The sequence below is a fragment of the Bacillus songklensis genome (genome assembly GCF_042649685.1).
Taxonomy (GTDB): domain Bacteria; phylum Bacillota; class Bacilli; order Bacillales; family Bacillaceae_H; genus Bacillus_BA; species Bacillus_BA songklensis.
The window spans coordinates 149,786-165,484 of sequence record NZ_JBHRZT010000007.1; the positions used below are offsets into that span (position 1 = coordinate 149,786).

General features: G+C 41.5%; 21 protein-coding genes and 1 riboswitch. Of the genes, 5 read left to right on the forward strand and 16 right to left on the reverse strand.

The genetic code is table 11. The annotated features are described in order from the left end of the window. Positions 1 to 5: 5 nt before the first annotated feature. Positions 6 to 926 (reverse strand): 2-dehydropantoate 2-reductase, encoded by a 921-nt coding sequence (panE, locus tag ACFOU2_RS01300; protein WP_377911515.1) that lies wholly within the window; start codon positions 924 to 926, stop codon positions 6 to 8. 259 nt (positions 927 to 1,185) lie between these two features. On the opposite strand from panE, the gene ACFOU2_RS01305 reads away from it, so the two are divergent. Continuing rightward, positions 1,186 to 2,118 carry a CobW family GTP-binding protein gene (locus tag ACFOU2_RS01305; protein WP_377911517.1) on the forward strand — a complete coding sequence of 311 codons (933 nt, stop codon included), beginning with the start codon at positions 1,186 to 1,188 and terminating at the stop codon, positions 2,116 to 2,118. Positions 2,119 to 2,269: 151 nt separating this feature from the next. Here the strand turns inward: ACFOU2_RS01305 and ACFOU2_RS01310 are convergent, their stop codons facing one another. After that, positions 2,270 to 2,407, reverse strand: coding sequence for a hypothetical protein (locus ACFOU2_RS01310; protein WP_377911711.1), 138 nt, complete (start codon positions 2,405 to 2,407; stop codon positions 2,270 to 2,272). A 207-nt stretch (positions 2,408 to 2,614) separates the two neighbouring features. Between ACFOU2_RS01310 and ACFOU2_RS01315 the strand changes: the two genes are divergently transcribed. Then, a complete protein-coding gene (locus ACFOU2_RS01315) occupies positions 2,615 to 2,944 on the forward strand; it encodes a MerR family transcriptional regulator (RefSeq protein ID WP_377911519.1) in 330 nt (109 codons plus the stop codon). Positions 2,945 to 3,283: 339 nt separating this feature from the next. Here the strand turns inward: ACFOU2_RS01315 and ACFOU2_RS01320 are convergent, their stop codons facing one another. The 3 genes from ACFOU2_RS01320 to ACFOU2_RS01330 form a co-directional block, all read right to left on the reverse strand. Then, entirely contained in the window at positions 3,284 to 4,687 is a 1,404-nt protein-coding gene (locus ACFOU2_RS01320) for an ATP-binding protein (RefSeq protein WP_377911521.1), read from the reverse strand. Next, positions 4,684 to 5,361, reverse strand: a complete 678-nt coding sequence (locus ACFOU2_RS01325; protein WP_377911523.1) for a response regulator transcription factor — start codon at positions 5,359 to 5,361, stop codon at positions 4,684 to 4,686. The genes ACFOU2_RS01320 and ACFOU2_RS01325 overlap by 4 nt, the downstream gene beginning before the upstream one ends. Positions 5,362 to 5,597: 236 nt before the next feature. Continuing rightward, positions 5,598 to 5,720 (reverse strand): hypothetical protein, encoded by a 123-nt coding sequence (locus ACFOU2_RS01330; protein WP_377911525.1) that lies wholly within the window; start codon positions 5,718 to 5,720, stop codon positions 5,598 to 5,600. A gap of 338 nt (positions 5,721 to 6,058) precedes the next feature. Between ACFOU2_RS01330 and ACFOU2_RS01335 the strand changes: the two genes are divergently transcribed. Further along, positions 6,059 to 6,193 (forward strand): hypothetical protein, encoded by a 135-nt coding sequence (locus ACFOU2_RS01335; RefSeq protein ID WP_377911527.1) that lies wholly within the window; start codon positions 6,059 to 6,061, stop codon positions 6,191 to 6,193. Between the two features lie 228 nt (positions 6,194 to 6,421). Next, entirely contained in the window at positions 6,422 to 6,802 is a 381-nt protein-coding gene (locus tag ACFOU2_RS01340) for a hypothetical protein (protein WP_377911529.1), read from the forward strand. Here the strand turns inward: ACFOU2_RS01340 and rarD are convergent. After that, on the reverse strand, positions 6,788 to 7,717 hold the full coding sequence (gene rarD, locus ACFOU2_RS01345) for an EamA family transporter RarD (RefSeq protein WP_377911531.1): 930 nt from the start codon (positions 7,715 to 7,717) through the stop codon (positions 6,788 to 6,790). The genes ACFOU2_RS01340 and rarD overlap by 15 nt on opposite strands. Before the next feature lie 143 nt (positions 7,718 to 7,860). Between rarD and ACFOU2_RS01350 the strand changes: the two genes are divergently transcribed. Further along, positions 7,861 to 8,112, forward strand: a complete 252-nt coding sequence (locus ACFOU2_RS01350; RefSeq protein ID WP_377911533.1) for a hypothetical protein — start codon at positions 7,861 to 7,863, stop codon at positions 8,110 to 8,112. 169 nt (positions 8,113 to 8,281) lie between these two features. On the opposite strand, the gene ACFOU2_RS01355 is transcribed toward ACFOU2_RS01350, so the two are convergent. The 10 genes from ACFOU2_RS01355 to ACFOU2_RS01400 form a co-directional block, all read right to left on the reverse strand. Then, positions 8,282 to 8,869, reverse strand: a complete 588-nt coding sequence (locus ACFOU2_RS01355; RefSeq protein WP_377911535.1) for a cob(I)yrinic acid a,c-diamide adenosyltransferase — start codon at positions 8,867 to 8,869, stop codon at positions 8,282 to 8,284. A gap of 4 nt (positions 8,870 to 8,873) precedes the next feature. Further along, positions 8,874 to 9,245, reverse strand: a complete 372-nt coding sequence (locus tag ACFOU2_RS01360; RefSeq protein ID WP_377911537.1) for a bifunctional adenosylcobinamide kinase/adenosylcobinamide-phosphate guanylyltransferase — start codon at positions 9,243 to 9,245, stop codon at positions 8,874 to 8,876. Next, a complete protein-coding gene (locus ACFOU2_RS01365; RefSeq protein ID WP_377911539.1) occupies positions 9,245 to 9,880 on the reverse strand; it encodes a histidine phosphatase family protein in 636 nt (211 codons plus the stop codon). Before ACFOU2_RS01365 ends, ACFOU2_RS01360 begins: the two co-directional genes overlap by 1 nt. Continuing rightward, on the reverse strand, positions 9,832 to 10,617 hold the full coding sequence (gene cobS, locus ACFOU2_RS01370) for an adenosylcobinamide-GDP ribazoletransferase (RefSeq protein WP_377911541.1): 786 nt from the start codon (positions 10,615 to 10,617) through the stop codon (positions 9,832 to 9,834). Before cobS ends, ACFOU2_RS01365 begins: the two co-directional genes overlap by 49 nt. Further along, positions 10,614 to 11,186 (reverse strand): bifunctional adenosylcobinamide kinase/adenosylcobinamide-phosphate guanylyltransferase, encoded by a 573-nt coding sequence (locus ACFOU2_RS01375; RefSeq protein ID WP_377911543.1) that lies wholly within the window; start codon positions 11,184 to 11,186, stop codon positions 10,614 to 10,616. Before ACFOU2_RS01375 ends, cobS begins: the two co-directional genes overlap by 4 nt. Continuing rightward, positions 11,170 to 12,267 (reverse strand): threonine-phosphate decarboxylase CobD, encoded by a 1,098-nt coding sequence (gene cobD, locus ACFOU2_RS01380; RefSeq protein WP_377911545.1) that lies wholly within the window; start codon positions 12,265 to 12,267, stop codon positions 11,170 to 11,172. The genes ACFOU2_RS01375 and cobD overlap by 17 nt, the downstream gene beginning before the upstream one ends. Further along, entirely contained in the window at positions 12,236 to 13,222 is a 987-nt protein-coding gene (cbiB, locus tag ACFOU2_RS01385) for an adenosylcobinamide-phosphate synthase CbiB (protein ID WP_377911547.1), read from the reverse strand. The genes cobD and cbiB overlap by 32 nt, the downstream gene beginning before the upstream one ends. 76 nt (positions 13,223 to 13,298) lie before the next feature. Continuing rightward, positions 13,299 to 13,544 carry an adenosylcobinamide amidohydrolase gene (locus ACFOU2_RS01390; protein WP_377911713.1) on the reverse strand — a complete coding sequence of 82 codons (246 nt, stop codon included), beginning with the start codon at positions 13,542 to 13,544 and terminating at the stop codon, positions 13,299 to 13,301. Between the two features lie 91 nt (positions 13,545 to 13,635). Further along, complete coding sequence (locus ACFOU2_RS01395; RefSeq protein WP_377911549.1) at positions 13,636 to 14,607, reverse strand: ABC transporter substrate-binding protein; 972 nt, start codon at positions 14,605 to 14,607, stop codon at positions 13,636 to 13,638. Positions 14,608 to 14,772: 165 nt separating this feature from the next. After that, a riboswitch (cobalamin riboswitch) is annotated at positions 14,773 to 14,968 on the reverse strand. A 362-nt stretch (positions 14,969 to 15,330) separates the two neighbouring features. Beyond that, positions 15,331 to 15,687: a thioredoxin family protein gene (locus ACFOU2_RS01400; RefSeq protein ID WP_377911551.1), complete on the reverse strand. Its 357-nt coding sequence runs from the start codon at positions 15,685 to 15,687 to the stop codon at positions 15,331 to 15,333. Positions 15,688 to 15,699 lie beyond the last annotated feature (12 nt).

A 15,699-nucleotide genomic window follows, 5' to 3' on the forward strand; every position in this document is an offset into this window, starting at 1 on the left:
ACCTTTTAACTCGACATCGTCATTTCATAGATTTTCAGATTTTGATATACCACTTCAAGAAGTGGAGTTTCCAATCCATGTTTGTTCGCCAACGTCAGTAAGTATCCTTGCAAGTGGTCCGCTTCAACCAAGTATCCTTTTTCCATGTCCCGCTGCATCGACGATTTCATTGCATACGTCATGTTTTTCATCGTTTTCATGTGTTTTTGAACAATATCTTCATGAATCGGAGCTTGTTCCGCTCTCATAATATTCGCTGCTTCTGTACATAATTTTTCAATGAATGACCATCCGTTTTTCACGTCGCGAATTGGACCAATAGGAGCACGCATTAGTGTTGTGACACCTGATAAAGTTGTGATGAATAAATATTTATGCCACATATCTTGAACAATATGTTCACTCAAACGAAAGTTGGCTTTCGTATTGCGGAACGCTTCATTTATGTATGTGATGCGGGTTGTTTTCTCTCCTGAAAATTCACCGAACACCACGTCATGAATCGGACTTGTTTGCACCACTTCTCCTTTTTCATTTAGCGTCGTTTCAATAAAACATAATCCTCCGATGACTTTCTCTTTCCCGAATGCCTCTTGCAGCGTTTCTATATGCCCTACCCCATTTAATAGCGGTAAAATGACGGTTTGTTCGCCTACATACGGCTTCAAGTCATTGATGGCAGACTGTAAATGATACGATTTCGTGGAGACGAGAATAAGATCAAACGGCTGCGAAGGCTGCCCTGTCACAAGCGTTTGAGGATGCAAAACAACATCTCCATGGATGCTCTTAATGACTAATCCCCTCTCTCTTAATTGCTGATTGCGCTTTTCACGAACTAAAAACGTTACATCCTCTCCTTTTTCCAACAAACGGCCTCCGAAATAGCCGCCTACCGCTCCTGCTCCCAACACTAGTATCCTCATTCTTTCATCCTCTCCTTGCCCTCTTTTTTCCTTTTATTCTATCATAATTATCTAACTTTTCTTTCTTTTTTTACACACCGCTTATCGATTCATTTACATTTTGCATTTCGTGACTATAATAAGTGATGGAATCTATTTTATATCACGGTTATCAATCTTGATTATTATCATTTTCAGTTGAGGCTGAAAGCGTGCGAAAAATAGTAAAATCAACATCGCCCTTTAACAAAAACAAAGTATATGGTCAGGAGATTGTTTAATGAAAAAAGTAGAAATATACATTTTATCCGGCTTTTTAGGAAGCGGGAAAACGACACTGTTGCAACAACTTTTAAAACAAGAAAAAGAGAAAAAACGCCGCATTGCCGTTGTAATGAACGAATTGGGCCAAGTTTCGATTGATTCCAATGCCATCCCCGGAGATACTCCCTTAAAAGAATTGCTAAACGGCTGTGTATGCTGTACCATCCAGGGACAACTCGAAACACAGATTCATTCCATGCTGCAAGAATATGAACTGGACGCCATCTATATCGAAACAACCGGGGTTGCCCACCCTGTAGAAGTGTTGGATGCTTGCATGTCCCCTCTATTTGCAGCGCAAATTGACATGAAGGGGATTATTACGTTAGTCGATGCGAACCGCTGGAAAGATCGAAAGCAGTTGAGCATCCGGCTTCAAACTTTATTAGTCGAACAAATTCGCCATGCGGACTTTATTTTGATCAATAAAGTGGACATGCTAACAGAATCCGAGCAAGCATCTTTGTTATACGAAATCCAATCATTAAATGCAAATGCCGGGTGTGTATTAACAAGCCATGCCAGCATTTCACTTGAAGCGATACAGGGACGTACCTTTTCCCTAAAATCATCCCATGAAAAAACGCACGTACACCATCATCTCCATTTAAAAACGTTTGTATATGAACAAGAAAAGCCTTTTGACTTGGAACTGTTCGAAGATTGGCTTCGCCGTATGCCTGATACTATTTATCGAATGAAGGGATATTTAACGTTCACTCACTCAAATGACTTATATATGTTCCAATATTCTTACGGAATGCCCATTTATATGAAGGAAGTCATGAAGCTGCCGACAATTCTCGTATTAATTGGCGAAAATTTAAACCATCAACAAATTCAAGAACAACTAAAACAATTAGAAGAACAATCCGCTGATTTGTCCTAAAGCGGCGTTAAAGTTTATTGTTGATTTTCGGCTCATTTTCAACTTCCTCTGAAAGTGTGCGAAATAGAAAAACACTAAACATCAACATTGTTCCTGAAAACCTATCCTAACAAGCCACAAAAAAGAGCGTCCGATAACTTCAAGGACGCTCTTAACTATTTTGCACCTTTCTCAATAACTCATACGCATACCTGCCTGCAAGCTGTGTTAAATGTTCCCATTTTTCATCTCTCTTTACATCCAGCTCTACAATTTGCCTCGCTAATTCCAATATCTGTTGCTGATCCATTTTTTGCATCTCCATACTCCTTCTCCCCTTTGACCTTTGTTGGATTTAATTTACCATCCTCATTCATGCTCCTCAATATAAATGTTACTTTTCCTTACATCATCTTTCGCAAATATAACGTAAACATGTTAGAATATTTCACACAATAAACTGATTAACATTCTGTTTTTCTATACTAAAGGAAAAGACCAAAAGAGGTGAGCACATTTGACAGGAAATGATTTCTCTTACCGTGATAAAAAAGTCATGTCTATCGGGATTGTCAAAGAATTGACAGGGTTGTCAGAACGTCAAATTCGCTATTACGAAAAACGGAAACTTATTTTTCCTGATCGAACGACAACAGGCATCCGAAAATATTCCTTTTCGGATGTAGATCGCTTAATGGAGATTGCAGATAAGATTGAGGAAGGGGTACAAACTCACGAAATTCGATCCGAACTGGCCAAGCGTGATGAAAAACAAAAAACGAAAGAAGTACGAGAGCAAATGATCAAAGGTCAATTAAACGCCCATTTTCACTATCGTAAATTGTAAGCTATTCTTCCATCATTCCCATTTCTCCGAAACGATACATTCAAAACACTCGTGAAGCATGCTGATAGAAAGACAAACTGACACCAAACTTTTTTATAAAAACCTATTTAGCACTGATTTCTAGCCAATTCACAAAAAAGAGCCGCCATGAAGGGTTTCTCCTTCCCATGACGCCTCAGCTCAAAAAGGATAACTGAAAGTTTACAGTCTTTTGTTATCCTTTTCTTTCTCATTAAATCCATCTATTGCTCTATCATTCTATTATTTCAAAAGACCACTACGACCGCAAGCTTATATAATCACCAAAAATGGATTTGTCCCAATATGCTACGCTTTATGCTATTGAGACATTTCCTCTTTCGGAAAAGAGAGCTTCACCGTTGTTCCTTTCTCTTCTCTGCTTAATATGTCAATACGACCGTTATACTTTTCCATCATTTTCTTGGCAATGGCCAACCCTAACCCACTTCCTCCTTTTTCTCTGCTGCGGGCCTTATCAACTCGGTAAAACCTCTGAAACACTTTACCGATTTCTTCTGCCGAAATCCCTATTCCCCAATCACTTACCAACACATCCACTTTATCCTCATCATCTGTTATTTCAACCCGAATCCACTTTTCCATCGGAGAGTATTTAATTGCATTATCAAGTACGATCATGAGAATTTGACTAAAGTGATGTTCTGTTATTCGTATATACAGAGGAGTGCGGTAGGGATGGAAGTCAATTGTAAAATGAGGCTGAACGGCCGCTACGTTTTTGACAATTTTACCGGCAGTTTCGTTCAGTTCAATCACTTCTTCATCCGTCACCACTCGAATGTTTTCGGCTCTTGATAACTCCAACAACTCCAACACTAAATGTTTTAGACGATTTGTTTCGTATAATGCAGCATCAAGTGATTCCTCCAAAATGACGGGATCTTGCTTCCCCCACCTTTTTAGCAAACGGAGATGTCCTTCCAATACTGCAATCGGAGTACGAAATTCATGGGAAGCATCTTCTACAAATTGTTTCTGTTGTTCAAAAGCACCTTCGATTTCATCCATCATGCCATTGAACATGTTCGTCAACTCAGACAGTTCATCTTTTGCATCCCTTTTCTCCATTCGCTGCTGAAATCCTTTTCTTTTAATGCTCTTCATCATCCTTGTCAAGTCGTTGATTGGGGCAAGAAATTGTTTTGAAATGAGCCACCCTAACAAACTGCTGATTACGACAGCACCCATTCCAAAAAATGTCATAATCGTAAAGAAAGCGTTTGTAATTTGATCAAAACGCTCCAATTGACGGACAACTTGAATGGTTCCTTTCTTCCCTTCAATCATGACAGGCGCCCTCATAATGATGGCGTGATCATTGTCTACATAATAATGTTGGCGCTCCCTTTTCTTTATCGCCTTGTCCCGGACATTAAAAGACGGGGAGACATCATTTGAAACGTCAGCAATTACCCTGCCAGCTTCATCCATCACCGTAATCCTTTGATTTTTCTCGTTTAATGCCTCGATAAATGAATGACTTTTTCGTATAGACGCTTTCGTTAGGCCCGGACTTTTCTCATCATAAAAAGCAACAAGTTCCTCTAACGTCTTCCCCACCATTTTCTCTTCCTGCTTTAACATCCAATTGTACACAATATGATATTGCAAAAAGGTAAATAAGAAAAAGGAGACAAAAATAGTAACAGAAGATAAAATCATGAATTTCCATTTCAAAGATGCATTACGAAACCTTTTCATTGCCGCATCACGTATCCTATTCCTCTAACTGTTTGTATGTAGCTCTCTTCTCCAGGAGTATCTATTTTATTCCGCAAATAACGGACATACACATCTACAACGTTCGTTTCCACTTCACTCTCGTATCCCCACACTTTGTTCAACAACACTTCCCGCGTCAGTACAACATTCATATTTTCCATAAATGTGAGCAATAAGTCATACTCTCGTTTTGTTAGATTCAATACTTCTTCTCCTTTTTTGACCAAGTGGGATTCAACTTCCATTTGAATATCTTTATATGTTAATATGGACGAAGGAGAGGACGGCGAAGACGGCATTCTCCGAAAAAGCGCGCGAATACGAGCCAGTAATTCTTCGATCGCAAACGGCTTTGGCAAATAGTCATCCGCCCCGCTGTCAAGACCTGACACACGGTCCATTACACTATCACGCGCTGTCAGCATCATAATCGGGGTCATCTTGACCGCCCGAATACGGCGGCAAACTTCTATCCCATTCAACTGCGGCAACATAATATCAAGCAAAATCAAATCCCACTCTTCTTGAAGCGCCAACTCCAGACCGCTCCTGCCGTCATGAACGACCGATACCCCATAGCCTTCATATTTCAGCTCAAGCTCAATAAAACGCGCTAAATTTCTCTCGTCTTCAATCAACAAAATCTTCTTCATACAAATCCTCCCTACTCACGAGCATCTCCCTTCTTATCTTACCTTATGTTGACAAATAATCTGCATTAAAAACATCTATACGCAAAATAGACCTTTCTTTAAGCAGCGAACTTAACAGAAAGGTCTATTTCGCAAGAAAGAGCCGATCGCCTCATACGCAATACAATGGCGCTTCCTTCCGCAGCTTTGTCAGTTTTTGTAAATACACTATGCTTATGTTGAACTTGATTTGAGCATCAGGATTCTTTGTGAAAGAACATATCGATAAATGCCTGTGTTATCTCAACGGATTGAAACAGTGCAATTGATAAAGCTGCCGCCGAGAAAAATACAAGTGGTACAAAACGAAGCCACATCATGGCCAATCCCTCCTTAATGGTTCACATGAAAATTCCGACTCTAGATTTCTTATCCAACTCTTCCCAACATCCACGCATCACACTACGTCTTCCGATTTTTGTGAACAAGCTTTTAGGAAATCATGACCCTCCCGTACGATCATTTTTGATACAATGTGTACGAATCAAAAAGCGAATGCCCTTCATCATGCCCCATTATTTATGGATATATTCCTTCCCTTAGTAGCTGATGTGACCTCATTATAAATGAACAACTTTAAGTTTTCCTGTGAACTAGATTAAAATTTGATGAGAAATTGGAATACTGGACATAATAAAACAAAAAGGAGTCTAGAAACATGTGGATTGTGACTATTTTTTACAATCGCAATGATTATAAAATGTATGAATTCGATAATGAATATGAACTCGATGCATTTTTGCAACAGTCTCATGACGGCGCGGTATATGTAACGGAATTAATTGATTTTTGAACGACCTGCATTAACGTTTATAACCTTTGGTTCTTTCGCGCAAAACAGGCATGTTGCACAAATGAACCAAAGCAGCAAACATCACGATCGTTCTCCAACAAAACTTTGAGCAAAACGAAGTCCTTCTACGAGTCACATACTTTCAGCCAAGACCCGGCAAAAATGATTATCGGACAGCATCCTTAAATGTTAGAATAATAGAAAAATGAATGGTAAGGGGAAACCGCCATGATTGAATCGATTCTGCAACATAAATGGCTGTTTTTAGTTTTGGGGGAAATGTTCTTTTCTGTTTGCATTATTTGTTTCTTAACACTTAGATATTGGTTTCATCTGAATCGTTTAAGCTTCCTGTTCATTGTTTTGCTGCTTCTAAGTGACGGTTGGCTCTTCCTGCTGGGACTACTGGATTATACGCAAACAAGATCGGTCAGCCTTTTTCAAATCATCACTATTTTGTTTATCCTCTACGCCTTAACAATCGAAAAGACCCGTCATGAAAATCCAGCAAAATCAGAGGATTCCGTGACGGGTCCTTTCAGTAAAGATCAACTTTTGTCATTGATTAGAGACTCATGGGGACAGCCTCTTCTATCATGCACCAAGTGAACGGCTTTTTCTTAATTTCGGCTGATGGTTCATCATAAATTTCGTCTTTGCCAACGAAAAAATGATGGATCCGGTCCAAATAAACGAGAACGCCAGCATATGCACTTTCGAGAAGTGCTCATGGAACACAAACACTCCTAATATAAGCGTAATCGTTGGAGCAATATATTGCAAAATGCCGACCATGGAAAGCGGAATAAGCTTTGCCCCTTTCGCGAAATAGAGGAGCGGTACAGCTGTCGCAACACCGGCACCAATCAATAACGCATGATTCAGAAGGGATGCCGTCCCAAAACCGGCCTCTCCTTTTACGAACAATAAGACAAGATACGCAACCGCAAGCGGTGTAACCATTAACGTTTCAAACGTTAAGCCCATGGTAGAATCCATCGGAATCATTTTTTTCGCAAGTCCATACAGCCCAAAGCTTAACGCAAGTATAAGGGCAATCCACGGAAACTTTCCGTAATGACCCGTTAAAAACAAAACCCCCGCAGCTGCTGATACAACTGAAATAATTTGCCATGAGTTCAACTTTTCTTTCAACACGATGATGCCAAGCAAAATGCTGACCAAAGGATTAATATAATAACCGAGGCTCGCTTCAATAACATGACCATGGTTGACCGCCCATATGTAAACAAACCAGTTAATACTAATGAGCAGTGAAGCGGCTGCCAATGAAAAGAACGATTTAGGCGACCTCATTAGCTTTTTAAACTCACGCAGGGACTCTCCGATACGTCTTCCTGCCGCCAATAAAATCATCATAAAAATAAATGACCAAAAGACGCGATGCGCCAAAATTTCCTCTGACGGAACCTGATCTAACAGCTTCCAATAAAGAGGAAGCACTCCCCACATCAAATAGGCGCCCGCAGCATAGACAATTCCTGTTGTTTGATTTTGCTGCAATCTATTCGCCTCTCCTTTCCCTACGAATTGACACTATTCATGATTATAGTCCCTTTCCTCTTGTTTTTACAATCTTTTTGTTCCGAATTTCGAAACATATTTTTGGCAAAATCAGAAAAGCTAAGAAGAAAGGAGGGAAATTCATGCAAGGCTCCATTTTACGCGGGGACGTAGACGCTAGTACACATCAATTTACGATTACAGAAGTGAAGCACGTTCCGACCCAATCTTCTTTATCCCTTGAAAAGGCGAATTCTCTTTATCGTCGGATTGAACAGCAAGATATGCATGAAGGTATGATGATTACCGTGAATGATGGATGGCCCATCTTTTTAACAAGCAGTGAAGTCCAGCTGCTCAAGCAGGATTTACAGTCCATTTTGCAGCAATTATAAAAGGGGATGACTCAATAAGCTCAACAAGAGGATAATCCTTTTTTAAAACTGAAATGAACCGTCAATGAGATCCTTGATTTTGCTGGATTTGTCATAACGGTTCATTTTCAAGAGGCTGACTTAGGAACCATGTTCTTTACGCTTCCTAAATCAGCCTCTTTTTCATACATCACGCATCTTTCGTTTCATCTTTGTTGTTCGAACGAAATACTTTTGCACTGCGAACATATTCGACATCCTTGATCCCCGCTCTTGCATTGGCCATTCTTGCCGCAGCAAAGAAATAGTCGGATAAACGATTCAAATATCGCATGACCGATTCATTAACGGGATGCTCTTTTTGAACGGTCACGACAAGACGTTCCGCTCGTCGGGCGATAGTGCGGCAAATATGAAAAGTCGCAGCTGCGGGTGTCCCGCCTGGTAAAATGAATCGTTCAATCGGCGGCGCTTCGTTCATATAGACATCAATCCTGCTTTCGAGCTGCTCAATCATCGATTCATTCACTTTATACGGATGACCTTGTTTGGCAAACGCTAAATCACTTCCGCAATCGAACAGCTCATGCTGGATGTTGATCAATTCCTCTTTTACATCCTGAAACATTTCACCTTCCAGCTGACAAATTGCCTGTCCAACAAAACTGTTCAGTTCATCAATCGTGCCATACGCTTCCACACGATTATCGTCCTTGTCCACACGACCGCCGATTAAACCCGTTTTTCCTTTGTCACCTGTTTTTGTATAAATGTTCACTTTTTCATTCTCCCTTCAATCGAGTCGAAATTCCATACCATATTTGATCCACTCTTTCGGCTTTCCTTACAATCATTTGATACACATACCCACATGCATCACGCCACTTTCTGTCTTCTTCATCCATCGGAACAATCCCTTTTCCTATTTCCGTCCCGAGGAGCACAAGCCTGCTGCACTGTTTCTGCCAGTTAGATAGCTGCTGCTCAAAAAAAGCGACCGCTTCATCTATTGAAAAGCCGTTGTGAATAAGTTCGCTTACCCACGTTTCTATTCCTTCTAACACGACCACACCTTCCCCATAAATCTCTTTTGGAAAGGATGGCTGCTCATAAGCAGATATCCACGTTAATGTATCATTGTTATATACATTCATTACCCATCTTCTTTTTCCATTAAAGGCACCGCCGAATACGAAATGCATGACTGTCTGCTCCTTGCCGTTTGTAATGTGTGCACCCAGCGTATTCCTTCACCGGGGGAAAAATGCCAGTCCCAAAACCCCTTCTTTTTTGAGGAAAAGGCAGAGGCCAACAACTTTAGGACCCCGCCATGAGTCATGATGACAAGATGGGTTCCTTTTTGGGAAAGCAACTTATCAACAGACTGTTCCCAGGCTTTCCATACCCTATGTGTAAACGTCTGAAAGTCTTCCCCGTTCTCAGCAGGCATACGCAAAGGTTCACTTAACCATGATTGGTATGCTTGTCGATGCTGCAGCTGCTCGTGTGTCTTACCTTCCCAGTCTCCAAAATATAACTCACGCCATTCTTCCATAGGGACGTACGGCACGTTTGGGTACAATAGAGCGGCCGTTTCTCGGCAGCGCTCCAAATCACTTCCAACTACCAAGCCAGGGAATTCGGGATAAAATTCACGCTCGTCCAGCAGCTGTTTTTTTCCATTTTCGGATAAAGGTTGATCGGTCCATCCGATGTATGCTTTCTGCTCGTTTCCCGCTGTCATCCCGTGACGAATACATGTAACAACCAAAAGCTCATCCAAAGCCATGTTTCGCCTCCTTCAATCGCCGCACCGATTGTATCACCGGTAATACCTCCGAATTGTTTTCTAATAAAAGCTCGATAAAGACTGCCAAACACCACCATTAAACCAACAATAACGAACATAATGACTTTATTTTCCGCCATAAAGAAAAAGAATACAATAAATAATACGCTTTGAACGACATACCTATTTCTGAGGGAAGGTGTGACTCCTTGCTGAAAATAAGAGGCCAATCCTGTTTTTTTGGCTGTCTGCTCGGACAGCAGAAACCATCCGGCCATCAATCGCGGCAAAACAAGAATGACTGCCAGCATCGACCAGGTGACTTCACCCTTCAAAAGCAGTTCGTATATAGATGCCCAACGGATTGCTAATAAAAACAGAAGGGACAAAACCGCAAACGAACCGATATGGGGATCGCTCAAGATTTCCAATTTTTTGCCCCTTTCACGTCGGGAAAAATACGCATCGCTTACATCCATCCATCCGTCAAGATGCAAGCCACCCGTCATTCCAATACAAGCCAGAAAAACGAGTAAACTGACGACTGCACCAGAAGTGGCTGCTTTTGTAAAAATAAATAAGAGAAGAAAAAGGACTCCTGCTATCCCCATTCCGATAAAAGGAAGGAGACAAATCGTTCTTGCCGCTCGTCTTTCCGTCCACTCCACCGTTTTCGCGGCAGGTAATACGGTAAAAAATTGCAAGGCCATACGCCCGATGTTCATCCACTCTTTCATCCTATTTTCCATCCATTCCACGAACCTTTTTTCACTATTAACTGTCCTGCTTCCGCTGCTATAGCGAGGTCTGCTGTCTGAACAAGCCACTGATGAAAGGATCCAAGCAACTTCATATATGTAAACGTCGGATCCTGCAATACTCCTCCCTCAAACAAGTCATTAGAGACGATCACAACATGATCCACCCGCTCGTTAATAGCTAATACGCCCTGTTTCATCGTCTGTATTACACAAGATTGAAACGCGGGATTCGCCCATTTGTCATTAGATATAAACAACTCATTTGCCAGCCAATTTGTTGCACAATCAAGTAAAACGATATCATCGCCCGTTAAATCCGGAACAATATGTTGTAAATCTCTCGTCTGCTCAATCGTTTTCCACCTGATGGAGGATCGTTCCCGTTCAACTTGATGGAGCCTCATACGCTCTTTCATCTCTTCATCGGTAATAAGGCTTGTTGCTACATACACACACCTGGAATGTTTTTCTCTCAATCGATCAACAAGCGTTTCGGCCCATGCTGATTTTCCGCTGCGAACGCCGCCGCTAACAAAAATGAACATAACCAGTCAGTCCTTTTTTGATTACCTGTACTAGCCGCTCATTTTCTAACCTCGTTTTTACAGCTAAACGAATAAAGCGACCGTCCAAACCATTGAAGTTTTCCGTGTGACGCGCTACAATTCCCTCTTTTGCCAAATAAGTTAACCAGCCCCGAGACGACCATCCGTTTGGTATGGAACAAAGAAAGAAGTTAGTGACAGAAGGTGATATGATGAGCCCCAGTTGCAAGAGCTGTTCCATAAGCCATTCCCGCTCTTTTTTGACAAATGCAATCGTTTCTTGAACAAATGATGTCTCCCGTAAACAAGCCACTCCGATTTGCTGTGCCACACCGTTGACACTCCAAGGCGGCTGCCGTTCAGATAAAAGCGAAATCAGATTAGGAGAAGAGATGATATACCCGAGCCTAATACCGGCAATATGGAACATTTTCGTCATCGATCTTACAAGGATAATCGGGTATCCCTTTTTTAAGTAAGGGATAAAATCGATAGGCGAATCAACGAAATCAAGAAATGCTTCATCAATGATCAGGATGGTGTTATGCGCTTTTGCTTGCTCTAATAAAACCTCCCACTCATCCAAAGGATACATCACGCCTGTCGGATTGTTCGGATGGCAAATCCAAATCGCATCCGCTAAAGGAACGGCATCAAGCAATGAGCCTAAAGACCACTGCCACCCCTCTCGTTCATCCAGCGGGACTGATACGATATCACAACCGAATACCTCGCATGCCTGGCGATATTCTACAAATGTCGGGTCAACGATTACCGATTTTTTGCCTGTCAATAAACCAGCAATAAGAAAAAAGGCTTCTGCCGCTCCGTTTGTTACCAACAGTTCGTCCTGCTTGATGGTCAGATGCAGAGCCAGCCCAACTGTTAGTTCTTCTGCCTGGACGGATGGGTAGGAAAAAGCCGCCTTTTGCATGAAAGGCCACAATTCCACAATACGATTGGGCACGCCGAGCGGGTTAATGTTGACACTAAAATCTATGACACTCTGTTTCTCTTCCACCTTTAATTCCTGTAACAATAAATGCGGATTAGCTCCATGTGAGGGCAGCAATAAAAACACCTCCTAAACTTATCAGGCATAATACAAATCCGAAGACAGTCCGTCTCATCATTTGAACAGCCTCCATGATCATTGCGGTCGATAGTTCAGCAAGCGGGTCCCCTATCTTGGGGCGGTGTGAGGAAATACCTTCATACGTATTCATGCCGCCTAATTGAACACCAAGCAAAGCGGCCATTGCACTCTCCCCATATCCGCTATTTGGACTCGGGTGCTTTCGGGCATCCCGCTTGATAAGAGAAAACACATGCCGGACGGAAAATTGACTATGGCCAATATTCATCACAGCCATCACAAAAGCAGTAAACCGGCTCGGTATATAGTTCAATACATCATCACATTTAGCACTGAAAAAACCGAATTGCCCGTAGCGCTCATTTTTATACCCAACCATCGAGTCGCACGTATTGATGGCACGGTAAAATAACGCGAGGGGAGCACCGCCTAGAAACGCAAAAAACAGAGGAGCCGTTACTCCGTCACTTGTATTTTCCGCCACTGTCTCTACCGTCGCCCTGGCGATCTCTTGTTCTGTCAAGTGCTCTGTATCACGGCCAACAATCATTCCGACTTCCTTACGCGCACTCTCTATATCCCCTGCAGCCAAAGGTTTGGCGACATTGACAGCCGCTTCCATCAATGACTTTTGCGCAATCGTCGTATAAATGATAACAATTTCTATGAAAATACCGATCATAAGATGGAGTTGATAGGCTGAATAAACAATGACTCCACCAAGCCCTATCGTCCAAAAAGCCATACTTGCCACAATAACCAAACCTCTTATTTTTTTCTTTTCCCCTCGATTCAATTTATCATCCAGCCAGGAAATCCACTGCCCGAACCATCGAACAGGATGCGGCCAATGATGCGGGTCTCCAAGAAGTTGATCTAGCATGACGGCTCCCGTAACCCCCGCCATCCGTGTTAAGATGAATACGATCATTCCCTCCATTCTTTTTGTCGTCCTCCTCCCAATGCTTTGTATAAGCTTATATGAACCAATTTTCCGACTGTTGTTACAACGGAAGTCACATTGACCTTCTCATCTTGTGCCAGATAAGAACGACACGCCGATGAAGCCGGACGGCCGTCATAAACCCGACCGTGCCATCCGCCTCCATGTATCTGCTTTTTAAAAATTCGGTAAATTCTCGTTTTGGTTCGTCACAACAATAATTTTTATCTACATACCGATTATAAAAGGTATTTGCCCATTTCACCCCATCTCCCAACACACCGCAGCTATATGTATAATAAAGATGTTTTGTTTGCATGAGAAGAATATCTGTTTTTTCTATTAATGATAGATTTGAAAATGGGGGCAAACCTTCAAACTTCCTTGAAGGAAAATGCCCCCATAGCTCTTTAATTGTACACCTCAGGATAAACGGCTTTTGCCAGTTCTTGCAGCCCTTCCGCTAAACGCGGGCCCGGACGTGTAACCTTATCAGAATTTACATCCAACACCTTTTTCTCCTTTACAGCCGTTACATTTTGCCATGCCGGACGTTTCAATACTTTTTGGGCCGCTTCTTTGTCATAGTAGCCGTAAGTGGTAATGATGACATCCGGATTTAGCTGGACCGCCTTTTCCTCTGACATCATAACCCATCCTTTTTCATTTTCCGCTGCATTTTTCGCTCCAATGATGTTCAACATTTCATCCATGAATGTGCCTTTTCCTGTCGTATAAATCTCAGGCTCTCCCGATACCTCGACCCAGACCATTTTACGGTCTTTTTCATCAATCTTATTTGCTTTTTCCTTGATTGCCGCCACATCAGCTTTCATATCTTTTACGATTTTCTCTGCTTCTGTTTGCTTTCCCGTTAATGTTCCCATCGTAATAATAGAATTATATACTTGTTCAAACGAAGTGGCATCTTTCACCACAAACACTTTTACTCCCGCATCTTCCAGCTGTTGAAATGCATCTGGTGAACTTCCCATTGCTGAGGCATGGGCAAATACAATATCTGGCTGAAGAGATACGATTTTCTCCACGTTAACGTTCGTATCTCCAACCTTCTCTTTTTTTAATGCTTCTTCTGGATAGTTATCGTAATTGGAGACGCCGATTATTTGCTTATTTAATCCCAGTTCAAACAAAATTTCCGTATTGCTTGGTATTAAAGAAACAATCTTCTTCGGTTTCGAATCTAACGTTACCTCTTTACCACGTGCATCTTTCATCGTTACCGGAAAGTCTTGTACAACTTTTTCCCCAATTTGTTTTGTTTCCGATTGTTTTGTATTGCTTTCTGCCGCTCCACCGCATGCCGCTAAGAACATCATGAGTGCTATAAGCAGTGTCAGCAGCCTTCCATGTTTTAACATGATGAAACCCTCCTTCAAAATGCTGAAAAATAAAAAAACCTTGCTTCCGAAGAAAGCAAAGCGGCTGTGATCATAGTCGACTATGTACAAAGGCGATTTTTTCTTGATCTCCTAAAGAGATTCAAACACGACTCTTCACGAACCTGCTTCCCTTTCCTCGAAGGCTGGACAGATTACAACAAGGCAGGTCTCCTGACTTACACCTTAACAATCACACCTCCTTCCCATCAATTGCAGGCGACAGTGGTAAATGGTGCGATTTTAGTGATTACAGTGGCGGGACCGTGCTGGATTTTCACCAAACTTCCCTTTTAACCCAATAATTCTTCCAATTATCAGGACCTTATTGAACAGCTATTTGATTTTCACCATATTAGTATAGCGCACGACATACAGATTGCAAAGATTTTCTTTTGACTTCGATTTTTCTTTAAACACCATTTATCCTGTCATCGTCCTCATGCGTTCGAAGAAAAACAACAATCCATAAGAGCCCGATTCTTCCAACTAATTGCCAAAGGGTAATTCGTTCCTGATGAAGGAAAAGCGCATTTTTCTAATGCATTCAATCTAATTTTGCACATGAATTTTTTCCAAATGCCCTTATTAGAACTGGAAAAGTCATAGATTCAAAGAACAGTACCTTGACAAAAAAAAGACCCTCTTATTTTCCTCAGAGAGCCGTTGTTTAGTGACTATTTCTTTTTATCGTCAAGATTCAACTTATAGCTGTTCTAAAAATTCTCTCACGGCATCCGGAGTTTTTGCATTGGCACTATGCAAATGAGCTAATTTTTCACCATTTTTAAATACTAACAATGACGGGATTCCCATTACGTTTTGCTCTTCTGAAAGTTCGGGGAACTCGTCACGATCAATCTTAAACCAATTTTTATCTTTGTTTTCTGCAATGATTTCATCAATGAACATATCAAGACGTTTACAATCAGGACACCATGTTGTAGTGAAAATTCCTACGGTTAGTTGATCTTGAGAGATTTGCTCGCTGTATTCTTGTTTTGTATTGATTTGTTTCATTATTTTCCCCCCACGCTTTTTGTTCTTTTTTATTATACGCATTTAGTTCTTAGT